Genomic DNA, 14,278 nt, shown 5'->3' with positions numbered 1-14,278 from the left:
TCTATGAGCGTTTACTTGTCTTCTATCAGCGAATTCATGTCGACTATGAGCGAATCTACATTAGGACCACTTCTAATCTTAAGTGAAGCTTCATTTTGAAGATACTACTTCCCTAATAGGCTTTATATGGATTGGATTGTGGGTTGTCTTTTCATCCATGGCATCTAAATGATAAATGGGTAGCAGAATATGGAAAGTGGTTCCTTGACTAGGCTCACTTTCAACTTCAATACTTCCTCCGTGTTCCTCTATGGTTTGAAATGCATGTGATAATCCTAATCCGGTACCTTGTTCTTTTGAAGTGTAAAACGGTAAAAATATTTTATGCATTTGATCTGAAGTCATGCCTACTCCTTGATCTACTATAGACACACGTACTTGTTTATCATCAGTTTGAGATTGAGTAATTAAAACTTTCCCTCCGTGGGGCATCACTTCAGTTGCGTTTTTAAGAATATTCATAAACACTTTTTTTAATTCGTACGCATCACCAAAAATGCCGTCTGATTCTCGATCCCATGAAACAAAATCAAGTTCAATATTTTGAAGTATTCCTTGGGGATACATAAAATCAACAACCTGTGAAAGTAAGGATGATAAAGAAATAGACTGAAAAGATCGTTCAGCTGGTTTTGATAACACTAAGAATTCATTTAGGATTGATTCCATTCGATTTAGCTCACTATTTATTATTTCAAGGTACTTACTACCTTCTTTTGATACTTGATGAGTGAGCAATTGCGTAAATCCCTTTAGAGAGGTCAGTGGATTACGAATCTCATGAGCAATACTTGCAGCTAATTGTCCGAGCGTAGATAGTGATCCACTATGTTCAACTTGCTTCTTTAGTTGAATTTTTTCCGTTTCATCTCGTATTATGGTCACGTACATATCAACGCTTTTATTTAAACTGGAATTGAATTGATAAAACCTCACTGCCCCATCAGCATCTACTTTAGGAATTATTACTTTTGCGGAGCCTCTTGATAGAAGTTCTTTAAAAAATTGATTAAAATCATATTGTGAGTCGGGTAACAATTGATAAATTAACTTAGCATTTTCGCCTATTAATTCGCTTGCGGGAATACCAAAAATTGTTTCAATCATTTGATTGGCTTCTAGAATATTTCCAGAAGTAGAGGTTAATATGAGTCCATGTGGAGCATATTTAAAAATAGTTTCATAATTCGGTTGTTCATTAGAACCTAGCTCAAGCGGGGCTTGGACTTGTTTTAAGCGAATAATGTGTTGAGTAGTAGAATGATTGTAACAACCTTCAATATTGAAGACCATTTTACTTTCGTTTGATTCGGATATGGTTACTTGACATGTAGCGAGACTACAGACATTCATATCTTGTAAGAATTTTTCCCAAATTTCTTTAGAGGGCTTGTCCATTTTGTTTGTAAGTTCATCAATATCACGATGCAAACAAAATTCTCTTGCCATTGGATTCATTTTAATGATTTCTTTATTATCTAATATGAAAACTGAATCTTCGTCATCCCAAAATAAAAAATCGAATATCTCCGTTACTTTGTCTCCAATCAAGTCATTCACCCAACCTTCCCCACACTTTTCATGCATTATATGCCATGAATATCCATTTTATTAACGTGCAGAAAAAATAGAATTAATTCAGATTATTTTATCATATTCACACAATTATTAACGTTATTTAGACTCATGTTGTTTGAAACACTAATCCTTGTTAAAATAGAATGATGTAAAAAAGGAGAATGGCTAATGAACATCGTTTTAGCAACACTAAATGCAAAATATATTCATACAAACTTGGCATTAAGATGCCTTAAAGCTAGTGTACAACCTGAATTCAACCCAATAATTTCTGAATATACAATAAAAGATCCTTCTTTTAATATTGTGTCTGATATTTACTTAAAGAGACCTAAAGTAGTAGGTTTTAGTTGTTACATTTGGAATATTGAAGAGACGATTAAAGTCGTCAGATTGCTGAAAAAAGTGAGTCCCGAAACGATTATTGTACTTGGCGGACCTGAAGTGTCTTACGACTCCAACTACTGGTTAAGACGAATTGAAGAAATAGATTATATTGTAATGGGTGAGGGTGAAATCTCATTTAAGCAATTACTACTATATTTGGACGGTAAACTCCCGTTAAAAGAAGTTCTAGGAATTTGTTATATGCAAGAAGACAAATTTATTCTGCATGCTCAAGGTCCAAAAATCGACTTACGTGAAATGCCGTCGCCTTACCGTTTTGAAGAAGATATTCCTCACTTATCTAAGCGTATTACTTATATTGAAACGAGTAGAGGCTGCCCTTTCTCATGCCAATTTTGTTTATCATCGATTGAAGTGGGTGTGCGATATTTCAATCGTGAAAAAGTAAAAGAAGACATTCGATATTTAATGGATCACAATGCCAAAATCATAAAATTTGTCGACCGAACTTTTAATATTAGTCGAAGCTATGCAATGGAAATGTTTCAGTTCTTGATTGATGAACATCGACCAGGTGTTGTTTTCCAGTTTGAAATAACAGCTGATATCATGAGACCTGAAGTTATTCAATTTTTGAACGACAATGCTCCTGCAGGGTTATTCCGTTTTGAAATCGGTGTTCAATCAACCAATGATTTAACGAATGAACTCGTTAAAAGAAAACAGAACTTTGCCAAATTAACACGGACTGTGACCATGGTTAAAGAAGGCGGGAAAATTGCTCAACATTTAGACTTGATTGCCGGCTTGCCGGAAGAAGATTATACTTCTTTCAAACAAACGTTTAATGATGTATTTGCAATGGGCCCTGAAGAGTTACAATTGGGCTTCTTAAAACTTTTGCGTGGAACGGGCCTTCGCGTACAAGCTGAAGAATATGGCTACGTATACGTCGATCAAGCACCTTACGAAATATTCGCCAATAATGTATTAACTTTTGATGATATGCTACGGATAAAACAAGCCGAAGATGTTCTTGAAAAGTACTGGAATGACCATAGACTTGATCATACAGTAGGATATTTAGTGAGCGAGACTTTTGAAACGCCCTTCGATTTCTTCCAAGACTTCGGCACTTATTGGGAGCTAAAAGGTTGGTCAAGAATAGGTCATCAACTGGAAGATTTATTTAAGCGACTTGAAGAGTTTCTAATTCAAGATGGCCGGGCAGACATGTCTATCGTACAAAGTTTAATGAAGTATGATTATTTAGCGCATCATCAATTCCAGCCACGTAAACCATACTGGGAAAAGGAAATGAAAAAAGAATCACAGTCCGCTATTTATCAAAGAATTATAGAAAATCCAAGTATTGCTGGAGATTCATTCGCAGAACTTCAACTCCAAGAACGTGAAGTATATAAGCAAACCCTACTAGTACCATTCACACTAGATTTAGTTGAGCTTACACAGCAGCAAGTGGTGGCTAAGGATGGTTATTTACTAACTTACTTTAAACCTGGACAAGCACCTCAATTTTCGTTCATTACAAAAGAGCAGGTATCCTGATTTCAGGACCTGCTCTTTTTTTTAACCAATTATGACTCGTTCTTTCGGATAATGGAATTTCGTCTTCGTGGTTCGACCACCAATTGTATAAAGGAATGATATTAAGCCAATGCGTCCCACAAACATTAACAGCATAATGAGTATTTTCCCAAAATTCGATAAATCATCTGTAATTCCAAGAGACATTCCACAGGTTCCAAATGCGGATGTGATTTCAAAAATGATGGCTGTAATGGGTAAAGATGGTTCCGAGATTGATAATGCAATTGTTGCAAATAACACAATGAAAATCGATAAAATAATGACTGCGTATGAACGTAATACGTCGGTTAATTGAATTTCTCGATTAAATATTTGTATTTCATTTTTTCCACGTGCGAAGTTGATTAAGAAAAGAATAGCGATGGCAAATGTTGTGGTTCGGATTCCGCCCCCTACTGAACTTGGGGATGCTCCTATAAACATCAATGCACTTATGAAAATATTTGTACCTTGTGTAAATTCAGTAATATCGACCGTAACGAGTCCAGCTGAGCGCGTTGACACTGACTGGAACATCGCTGAGAATAATGCTTCATGCCAAGACATTCCACGAAACGAATTAAACATTTCTAGCGCTAAAATTACAATCGTACCGACCAAAAGTAATAATCCAAACGTAACTGTCGTAATTTTTGTAAACAATGAGAATCTGAAATTTTTGTTTTTATTCGACAAAAAAGCTTTTAGTTCGATTAATACTGGGAATCCAATTGCTCCTAAAATGATTAAGGTCATATTAATGATTTGTACAAAATAATCTTTATGATAAGGTATCATGGATTCACCTGTGATATCAAAGCCACCGTTCGTCGTTGCAGAAACGGATGCAAATAAGCCATGTAAAAAAGCTTCTGAAAATGTGTCGTAATATTGTGTAAAATAGAACGTTAGAATAAGTGCGCCAAGTAATTCGATCAGTAATATTATCTTAATGATTTCAATAATTAAGTGGACGACTCCAGACAATGAATGTTGGTTATGATCAATCATGATTAATTGACGTTCACGTAGACCGATTTTTTTCCCGACAATTAACCACACGAACGTGCCTAATGACATGATGCCGATACCTCCAAGCTGGAGGATAACCATTAACATCGCAATACCAAAAGTCGTATAGGTTTCTGAAATGTTTAATACGCTAAGTCCTGTAACACTCACAGCACTTACTGCTGTAAATACACTATCAATAAAAGCTACACGCACTCCTTGTTGATGCACGCCTGGTAAATTTAATAAGCCTACAGAAAAACCAATGGCTAAGAAATAATAAGAGACGATAGCTTGAGCAGGTGTGAAATTCCGTATGCGACGAATAATTGGATTCATAAAAAAGCTCAAGTCCTTTCAATAAACAGTGAAGGTCATCTTCCTATTCTAAGAAACATTTGGTGAAAAAGAAAGAGGGAGTCTATTTTTCCCATAAAAAAATGCTTCTCTATGAAGAAGCACTTACTTTCTATTTTGTTTTGTTTTGGAATCCTTTTGTCCAGTTGCCCTGGTATTGCCTACTTTTTCATGTGTTTTCTTATATCTTTTTATTTCTTTTCTTTCTTTTTTAAGAATTTTTTTTTTTCGATTCCACTTTCTTTCCTGTCTTTTTTACCGTGATGAAAGTTTGAATTTTTGTTCTTAGTTGATTTGGTTTTTTGATTAGTAGGATGCTTCACATTATACTTTTCTTTAGGTTTCTCTTTTTTATAATTTACTTTTTGTTTCTCATTCGATTGATCTTTCTTGCTATCATTTTGTTTCATCTTTTGTTTTTCTTGCTTCATAGAATTATTAAGAGATTTAATTTCCTCGTTTTTTGGACCGTTTTTCTCTTTCAAGCCTTTTTCTATTTTTGGTTTGTCTTGATTCTTCTTAGTTTTTGTCTTTTGTGTTTCAGATTTCACTTTTTGCTTCACTTTATCATGTTTAACTTTATTCATATCTTTGCGTTCTTTTTGATACTCTTGGACAGAAACTCCTTTTCTTGTTGCTGATTTCCAGTCAGATACTGTAGCCTCGGTCACTTTTATCGATTGTTTCTTAGGCAAAGCTTGAGTTGCAGAAGTAGTTACTGCAGTTTCAATTACTTTTTCTAATTTCTCATGATCCATTTCATTTTGGTAGATTGTTGTTATCTCAATCACTTCTGTTTGCTCAATATGTGATTCAGTCCGATCTACAATTTGCAGTAAAACCCATGATAAAGGCTTACCTTTCCAAAATGAAATATCTCGTTTAATCTCGACACCATCTTCATTCAGCCCTTTAAATAAAAACACTTTTCCAGCATTATTAATACCAAGTTCAATACTTGGATTGATATCAATCTGAACATAAGCAGAAACATTCGATTGGGCAGGCAACAAAACAGAAAATAATAATACGATGGTTGCGACAACGGATATTATAGGTGCCGTCCATCTTGAATTGTATGAGTCTTTTAAATTTTGTTGCTTTTTATTTTGAAATGGTCGAAAATAAACTTCTTCTCCAATTTGAACAGAGGATGTAAGGGGTATGCCTTTTTCAAAAAGTCCATCAGACGTTAAGAAAATGCTATATGCAGATGTTGTCTCAAAGACAATCCCTTTGTGCTTGTTCATTATGACATTCTCCCTTTTAAGTAATCTTTAATGTAATGCAAATCACTTTTCAGCAAAATAACAATTGCCACAATATATTTGCGATGTCGTTCAATTGTCTTACGCGAGACATTTACTAACTCCTCTAGCTCTTTCATAGGTAGCCTTTTCTTCGTTTGGAATATCTCGTAAAATTCATCTGTCTCTACAATGATTTGAGCAATTTGGATTGCTGTTTGTCTTGAGTCTTCATGAGATGGTGATACCTTAACTAATACTTGAAAACTTAATCCATAAGGTTTTAGTAATGATTCATATATTGCTATTTGTTGCTTTCTATCCTCTACCTGCTGCTTCGCTGTAAATTGATCAAATGAATGTGAAGACTCTAGGATGTCAAATGCATCTTGATAGTCTCCATGTTCATACGGTATTTGGCCTATATTAATTTCTTTTCTTCTAGATTCTTTACGTATAAAGTCGATCAATTTACGCCGAATCAGCAAGTGTGCGAAAGTTAAAAAAGAGGCGTTTTTGCCTAATTCATAATGCTCAATGGCTTCATTAAAGGCAAGCATTGCAATACTGTATTCATCATCTTGTTCATTAATATAGCGTTTACACACAAATGATGCTGTTTTTTTCATAAAAGGAGTATAGGAAGAAAGAAGTTCATGATGAACTTCCTTATTCCCATTTTTCGCTTGGATCACAAGCGCCTCAACATTTTGTATTGATTGTTTTTTTAAGAATAATCCTTGAATTGAAGCTAGAATCACAAGCCCACCCCGTTTTCGTACGATAGTTAAGTCCTATCCGATTGTAACGGGTTCTTGTGAAAATGAAAAGTCATTTTGCATGTCATTTTCTTTACATTTGCTAGTCTTATTTCTTATCTTTTCCTTCTTTTTTTGAATGTTGTTTTGCTGTATGCTCTCCTTTTTTCACATGTTGTGCTACTTTACGTTCTTCTTTTTTCACTTGTTGTGTTGCCTTGTGCTCCGATTTTTTCGCTTGTTGTGCTGCTTTACGTTCTTGTTTTTTCGCTTGTTGTGCTGCTTTGTGCTCTTGTTTTTCTAATAATTCGGCTGCTTTTTGAGCTTCTTTTGCTGCTTCTCTTTCAGCCTTTTTCAAATCATGAGTAACTTGTTTTTCTGTTTTTTCACTTTCAGTTTCTACTGTTTCTGGAACCGTTTTTTCTACTTCCGTTTCATCTTCAACAACAACTGGTGTTTCAGTAGTCGGATTTTCTTTATTATTTTCTTCATATTTCGCAATTGCTTTTTCAAGATTCTTTTTAAGAGCTGATTTAGCTTGTGGATTGTTTATTTTTTCAATATTAGTCGATAGTGCAAATATATTATTTGTATTTAATCCTACTGGGATATTTGCAACAATCATTTGTAAATCTTCGACTGCAGTTGAATCATTTTTGACGTTGTTCAAAGCGTCTTGTAGATTTACTGTTTCAAAGTTTGTTGTGTCCACTTTTTCAGTATCATTTGCAAATACTTGGATTGAAGTTGATGCAATTAATCCTGTTGCTAGTAATGCTGCACTTATTTTTTTATAATTTTTCAATGTGATACACCTCATATAGTTTTTTTGAACGTTTTGCGTTCTTCTAACTATTCGATTAGTTTATATATCTTTATGGGGGTATAAAAAAAAACTGCTGAAAATCAATTTGATTTTCAGCAGTTTTTGATGTTTTTATTAAGGCTATAAGTTATTTTTTTTCACTTTCCCGATCGACTTCATCGGCCATTACAAAGTTTTTTTATTTTTAAATCGACCCGCAAGAATCACTCCTACTGTAACTACAATGATCATTGTATAAGCAATAATCGGATTAGTCTCAAAGAAATCTTTCAAAAAGGGTTCATGAGTAATCATTCTAGCAGCTGTGAAAGCTAATACACCAGAACCAATATAAATAATGATTGGGTATTTGTCGATTAATTTAACAAATAGTGTACTACCCCATACCATTATCGGAACGCTTATTATTAATCCCAATACGACTAAAAGGAAACTACCGTGTGCTGCTCCAGCAACAGCCAGTACATTGTCCAATCCCATAATTGTATCAGCAACAATGATGGTACCAATTGCTCCCCATAAATTCGATGAAGCTTTGTGATCGCCTAAATCACTTTCATCAATTAATAACTTGTAAGCAATCCCAATAAGGATGATTCCGCCAACAAGTTGTAAACCTGGAATTTTCAATAACCAAACAATCGCTAGTGTTGCAAGAATTCTTATAACCACTGCACCGACTGTACCCCATATAATTGCTTTCTTACGATGATGTTCTGGCAAGTTCTTAGCAGACATCCCAATAACAATTGCATTGTCTCCTGCTAAAACTAAATCAATCATGATAATAGATAACAAAGCCACGAAAAATTCCCCTGTAAATATATCCATGTTAATCTCCTTTTAATGAATTATTGAAAACAAAAAAGACCTATGCCTAATAAAAGGCAAAGGTCTTGCTAAGCTCATTATATAATGGCTATCATAACCGATGGTTTTACCCACGTAATGACGACTATGAAATAGGTTTCCCTATAGCTACTCCCCTTTGACAAAAGTCAAAAGTTTATTAAGTTTTCATCTATCCTAATTATATCATAAACTGTAAAGTTGTAAACAATGTACTACTTTATTTGAATATGATAGTGATTCTCTTTTTTGTGCAATTGATAAAACGCAATCATGGATGGTAACGAATCAATGAAATCCGCGCATTCAATATCACTATCCTTTAGCACTTCTTTAGCGACCTCTGTATTAAACTGTGCTGACCAGGTTAAATAGTCCAATGTTTCTTTTTCCACACCTAATTTCTGTCTGATAAATTTAATATCAAGTCCTTTTTTGGCAAGGACCAGAGGGAATCTTCCTTTTGGCAATTTACCGGTAATTTCCCATACCATATGGCGATACACTTCTTCAACCGGATGAGGGTTTGGATCAGTTAAATGCAGAGTTTTGCCTTCTGCTCTTTTATTTTCACTAAAATAAACAACTGCTTTAATAATAAAATCTATTGGCACTACGTTAATAAACGCACTAGACTTTCCTACATACGGAATCACTGGAAGTTTTTTTAAATTTTCAATCATATTAATAAAAAAATATGGACCATCAAACTTGATGGTTTCTCCAGTTACTGAATGTCCTCGTACAATTCCAGGGCGAATAATTGTTGTAGGTATGGTTAATTTTATCTCCTCAACAAGTAGTTCTGCTTCAAATTTTGTTTCTTCATAATAATTCTTAAACCCACTAGGACGAATTAATTCATCTTCCCTCAAGATACCTTCTCGTGTGCCTGCAATATATGCGGTACTGAAATACATATATCTCGAAATTCTTGGGAGAGTTTGGACAAATTCATTTACCATTTGCGTGCCATGTACATTAACCTTCCATGCAATATCTCTAGGAACTGCTAAATCATACAGTGCTGCTAAATGCCAAACCACGGTCACTTGTTCACGTACTTGTTGTAAACTTTCATCTGTCATGCCCATATTTGGTAATGTGATATCCCTTCAACTAAATGAATATTGACGTTTTGTGATTGTTTTACTAAATCTTTCGCTACTTCTCTAGCAATCACTAATTGTGATGGTAGAACAATGGCAAAAATAGTTTCAGTTTTTTTTTGATGAATTAATTCTCCTATGATTTGTCTAGAGATAAATCCGGGGAATCCAGTAAAAAACGGAATATGCATAAGCTTCCTCCAAATCTTTGTTAACTGAATAATACAAAAATACGAATTTAAAAACAACATCTATTCTAGTTTCTGAATAGATGTTGTTTAAGATCGTTACGAACTCCGACGTGTTTCTCGGTCGAACAAACTATAAATAACTGGTATTACGTATAGTGTTAATAATGTAGAGCTTAATAATCCACCAATAACAACTATGCCCATTGGTTGATTAATTTCTGTCCCTTCACCAATACCAACAGCTAGGGGTAATAATCCTAGAATTGTTGTCAGAGTAGTCATTAGGATGGGTCTTAATCGATCTCGAGCGGAAGAAACAATGGCTTCATATGAAGAGTATCCTGCATCTTTTCGTTGATTAATAAAATCAACTAGCATAATCCCATTGTTTACCACGATACCGACTAGAACCAATAATCCTATGACGGCTGTTATGCTAATAGGTGTTTGTGTGATGAACAAACCTAACGCTACACCAATAATCATTAACGGTACGGAGAACATAATCACAAACGGATATTTAAACGATTCAAACTGAGCCGCCATTACAATATAAACTAATACAACAGCGAGTATGACAGCTAGTAACATATCATTAATTGCACTTTCAAATAGTTCTCTATCTCCGCTAAAAGTGATATCAACTTCTTCTGGCAACTTTAATTTCTCAATGGCTTCGTCAACTTGATCTGACATTTCACCTAAAGAATATGTGGATTGGTATTTCAGTGAGAAATTAACTGAACTCGCTTGATCAACTCGACGAATAGCAACTGGACCTTCTGCTATTTCTATAGTGGCTACTTCTTGCAACTTTACAAATTGGCCTGAGGGAGTTCGTAGCTTTAATTGCTTGAGCTGTTCAATGTTGCTACGATACTTTTCATCGTATTTAACGTACACCCCATAAACATCATCATTTTCTGAAATAATTTGAGTAGCAAATGCCCCACGGGTCACACTATTAACAGTTTGTGCTATTTGTGCAGGAGCAAGACCGTATTCAGTTGCGGCTTCTTTGTCTACAGTCATTTGTATTTCCTCAATGGTTTCTTCCATATCATTTGAAAGTTCACTAACTGAGTCTAATTTACTTAAAGATTTTCGGATGTCTGAAACAGCTTTTTCCAATCGTTCTTTGTCTGTATCCGTCACTGAAAATGACAATGAATTCGGTGTGGAACCAGCAGCTGTTTGTAAGTTAAAATTAACTTCAGCTTGATCTCCTACTAAATCTAATACCTTTGGTTGTACTTCATCGACAAACTCAAATACTGAGCGATCACGGTCATCTAACTCTACAAGCTTAACGTATATTTCAGCTCTATTAGTTTCGGAGGATCCTTGTGACTGTCCTTGTTGAGTACCTCCAACTAAACTAACATATACATCCACATCTTTTTCTTTCTTTAATGTGTCCTCTATTCTTTCAACAACTTCTTTTGTAGCACTAGTAGAAGAGCCGTTTTCCAGTTCTACATTGACACTTACAAAACCTTCATCAGTTGCAGGTAAAAATTCAGTTCCTACTTGGAATAAACCAAATACACCAGCAACAAGCATAATAGTTGTGATGCCCATTACCATGAGACGATGTCCGAGTGCCCATTTAATGGAACGTTCGAACTTATTATATGATTTTGAACGTCGTCTTCTCGCTTCAGGATCGCCTTTCGGTTTACTCAACATACGACTGGCAAGCATAGGAATAACGGTTAATGCCACGACCAATGAAGCGATTAAACTAAACGAAATCGTCAAAGCAAACTCAGTGAATATCTGACCAATTAATCCTGTAATGAAAATAACTGGCACAAATACCGCAACCGTCGTTACGGTTGAAGCAATAATCGCACCGGAAACTTCTTTTGTTCCTTCTGACGCAGCGGTTTTGGAATCTTTGCCCATGCTTAAATGACGTTCAATATTTTCAATAACGACAATGGCGTTATCAACTAACATACCAATACCTAGAGCAAGTGCCCCTAATGTCATGATATTTAACGCGAAATCTGCAAAATACATTAAAACAAATGTCACGATGACCGAATAAGGGATCGCTATACCGATAATAATTGGACTCTTTATTCCGCGTAAGAAAACAAACAACACTAACATGGCGAAAAGTCCACCAAATATTAAAGAAGAGCCAATGTTGCCAATAGCTAATTTGACGTAATCTCCTTGGTCAAATAAAATATCTGCTTCTACACCTTTAAACTCGTCTTTTTGTAAAAGTTCATCTAGTGATTCTTTAAAAGAAGTAGAAACATCCGCAGTGTTTGCACCAGATTCCTGCAACACAGACATTAAAACAGCCGGTTCTTCATTGGCACGGGTTTCTATCGAAGTTTCCTGTTCAGCTAGAACAACAGTAGCCACATCCTCAATAAGGATGTTTTTACCATCCAACGGATTAACTGTAACAACTAGATTTTGAATATCTTCAACTGTCGTCAAAGTGCTGACAATTCGAGTTGTTAATTGCTTACCATCTTCAGTTTCTATGGGATCTCCAGGGAATGATACATTATTCGCTTGAATCAGTTGCACAATATCAGACTGTGCTAAGCCTTTATCTTCTAGTTTTTGTTGATCAAGTAAAATTTGTACTTCCTCAACCAAAGCCCCCGAAACATTCACACTTGCTACACCCTCCGTTCGACGCAGCTCCTTTTCTAATTGCTCTGCAATTATTCGAACGTCTTGTCCATTCTCTGGAGCACGTAGTGAGAGCTGAATGACTGGAAACTGAGAAGGATCGAATTTTAAGAATCGGGGTTTCTGTGATTCATCAGGAACAGGTGTTTGATCAATACGTTGCATGATATCTGTCTGCACATCATCTATGTCTGTAGACCAATCAAATTGTAAAAAAATAAAGTTTGTCCCTTCTCGCGAAGAAGATTGCAAGGTTTTAATACCCGGTAAAGTAGATAAGCTTGCTTCCAACGGTTTTGTCACTTTTTCACTAACTTCCGTCGGGCTTGCACCAGGGTAGCTCGTTACAACAACACCTATTGGTGGATTCAACTCTGGGATTAAGGTAACTGGTATTTTTAAAAAAGAAACTGCGCCTAAAATGATGACCAAAAACATAATAACAATTGTAAATACGGGACGTTTTATTGAAAAATCGCTAATTTTCATTTGGTGAATTCCTTTCTTGCACTAACTTCTACCTCTATCATATGCGTTAAGCCCAGTTACTTCAAACATGAATTGTTCCAAAATATATACTGACACAATATTAACAATTTTTATATGTGGATACAAAATACGGATTTTAATTGTTACTTAACAAACAGTCTATGTTAAAGAGAACTGTTGATATTGAAGAACAAACAAACGAGTACATTAACGACTATCATGTTGCAAGAACGTGAAGAATGAGACCCACAAGTAGGTGTTTTCATACTTGTTGGCTCATGCGAAACGTGCGCTAAGAGCAAATGTACGATAAACAACAGGATCGTTTAACAGACACTTTATTTTCAAAACATCTTATTAACATTTAATTTAAGAAATATCATCACAACTGCATACCGAAACCTTGATTCCATTAACAGAGGATGACAGGTTTCCAGTTCGCTTCTGACGCTTTACCTGCTGCACAATAATCTAGAGAACAAAGAGGAGGCGCTTGTGACTGCGTCACTCGCCCACCTCTCTTTTTGTAGATTATCCTGCGGCGGGTTTGCATCATTCGCTCCCTTGCAACCTGGAAGGACACAGTAATTTTGATTTGGTTTACTACAGAATAGAAGGTTTCTCTAAGTAGATGTTCGGCCGAAGATGCTATTTCGGCCTCTATCTGCTTTTTTTATTTTGGTAAAGTATTACAAACAAACAAAAAAGTACATTTGCGCCTAGAATGCCGCATGAGCGTGAAGAACGAGACCCACAAGTAGGTGTTTTCATACTTGTTGGCTCATGAGAAACGTGCGCTAAGCGCAAATGTACGATAAACGACAGGATAGTTTAACAGACACTTTATTTTCAAAACATCTTATTAACATTCAATTTAAGAAATATCTTCACAACTGCATACCGAAACCTTGGTTCCATTTACTGAGGATGACAGGTTTCCAGTTCGCTTCGGACGCTGTACCTGCTGCACAATAATCTAGAGAATAAAGAGAGTTGGGCTTGTGACTGCGTCACTCGCCCACCTCTCTTTTTGTAGATTATCCTGCGGCGGTTGTGCATCCTCCGCTCCCTTGCAACCTGGAAGGACACAGTAATTTTGATTTGGTTTACTACAGAATAGAAGGTTTCTTTATGTAGATGTTCGGCCGAAGATGCTATTTCGGCCTCTCCCTGCTTTTTTTATTTTGGTAAAGTTTAAGAACGCTGTTGATATTACAAACAAACAAAAAAGTACATTTGCGCCTAGCATGTAAAGGAACGAAGG

At 35.6% G+C, this 14,278-nt stretch carries 10 protein-coding genes; 1 reads left to right on the top strand and 9 read right to left on the bottom strand.

The window, feature by feature from the left end; all coding sequences use genetic code 11:
- Positions 1 to 90: 90 nt before the first annotated feature.
- Positions 91 to 1,560, bottom strand: coding sequence for an ATP-binding protein (locus C8K15_RS00860; protein WP_233260345.1), 1,470 nt, complete (start codon positions 1,558 to 1,560; stop codon positions 91 to 93).
- 186 nt (positions 1,561 to 1,746) lie between these two features.
- On the opposite strand from C8K15_RS00860, the gene C8K15_RS00855 reads away from it, so the two are divergent.
- Positions 1,747 to 3,495 (top strand): B12-binding domain-containing radical SAM protein, encoded by a 1,749-nt coding sequence (locus C8K15_RS00855; protein WP_108584362.1) that lies wholly within the window; start codon positions 1,747 to 1,749, stop codon positions 3,493 to 3,495.
- A gap of 21 nt (positions 3,496 to 3,516) precedes the next feature.
- On the opposite strand, the gene C8K15_RS00850 is transcribed toward C8K15_RS00855, so the two are convergent.
- From C8K15_RS00850 to C8K15_RS00820, 8 genes are all read right to left on the bottom strand, one after another.
- A complete protein-coding gene (locus C8K15_RS00850) occupies positions 3,517 to 4,866 on the bottom strand; it encodes a TrkH family potassium uptake protein (RefSeq protein WP_108584361.1) in 1,350 nt (449 codons plus the stop codon).
- 209 nt (positions 4,867 to 5,075) lie between these two features.
- Positions 5,076 to 6,134 carry an anti-sigma-I factor RsgI family protein gene (locus C8K15_RS00845; protein ID WP_108584359.1) on the bottom strand — a complete coding sequence of 353 codons (1,059 nt, stop codon included), beginning with the start codon at positions 6,132 to 6,134 and terminating at the stop codon, positions 5,076 to 5,078.
- Positions 6,134 to 6,892 (bottom strand): RNA polymerase sigma-I factor, encoded by a 759-nt coding sequence (sigI, locus tag C8K15_RS00840; RefSeq protein WP_108584358.1) that lies wholly within the window; start codon positions 6,890 to 6,892, stop codon positions 6,134 to 6,136. Before sigI ends, C8K15_RS00845 begins: the two co-directional genes overlap by 1 nt.
- A 106-nt stretch (positions 6,893 to 6,998) precedes the next feature.
- Positions 6,999 to 7,694: a hypothetical protein gene (locus tag C8K15_RS00835; RefSeq protein WP_108584356.1), complete on the bottom strand. Its 696-nt coding sequence runs from the start codon at positions 7,692 to 7,694 to the stop codon at positions 6,999 to 7,001.
- A gap of 186 nt (positions 7,695 to 7,880) precedes the next feature.
- The gene (locus C8K15_RS00830) at positions 7,881 to 8,546 is read right to left on the bottom strand and encodes a TerC family protein (protein WP_108584355.1); all 666 of its coding nucleotides are present in this window, start codon (positions 8,544 to 8,546) and stop codon (positions 7,881 to 7,883) included.
- A gap of 233 nt (positions 8,547 to 8,779) precedes the next feature.
- Complete coding sequence (locus C8K15_RS00825) at positions 8,780 to 9,652, bottom strand: SDR family oxidoreductase (RefSeq protein WP_369973697.1); 873 nt, start codon at positions 9,650 to 9,652, stop codon at positions 8,780 to 8,782.
- The gene (locus C8K15_RS21290; RefSeq protein ID WP_369973696.1) at positions 9,649 to 9,864 is read right to left on the bottom strand and encodes a hypothetical protein; all 216 of its coding nucleotides are present in this window, start codon (positions 9,862 to 9,864) and stop codon (positions 9,649 to 9,651) included. Before C8K15_RS21290 ends, C8K15_RS00825 begins: the two co-directional genes overlap by 4 nt.
- A gap of 96 nt (positions 9,865 to 9,960) precedes the next feature.
- Entirely contained in the window at positions 9,961 to 13,014 is a 3,054-nt protein-coding gene (locus tag C8K15_RS00820) for an efflux RND transporter permease subunit (RefSeq protein ID WP_108584353.1), read from the bottom strand.
- Between the last annotated feature and the right edge of the window lie 1,264 nt (positions 13,015 to 14,278).

Origin of the sequence: Paenisporosarcina sp. OV554 (assembly GCF_003058165.1) — a bacterium.
Lineage (GTDB): Bacteria > Bacillota > Bacilli > Bacillales_A > Planococcaceae > Paenisporosarcina.
This window is presented reverse-complemented; position numbering and strand designations above follow the sequence as displayed.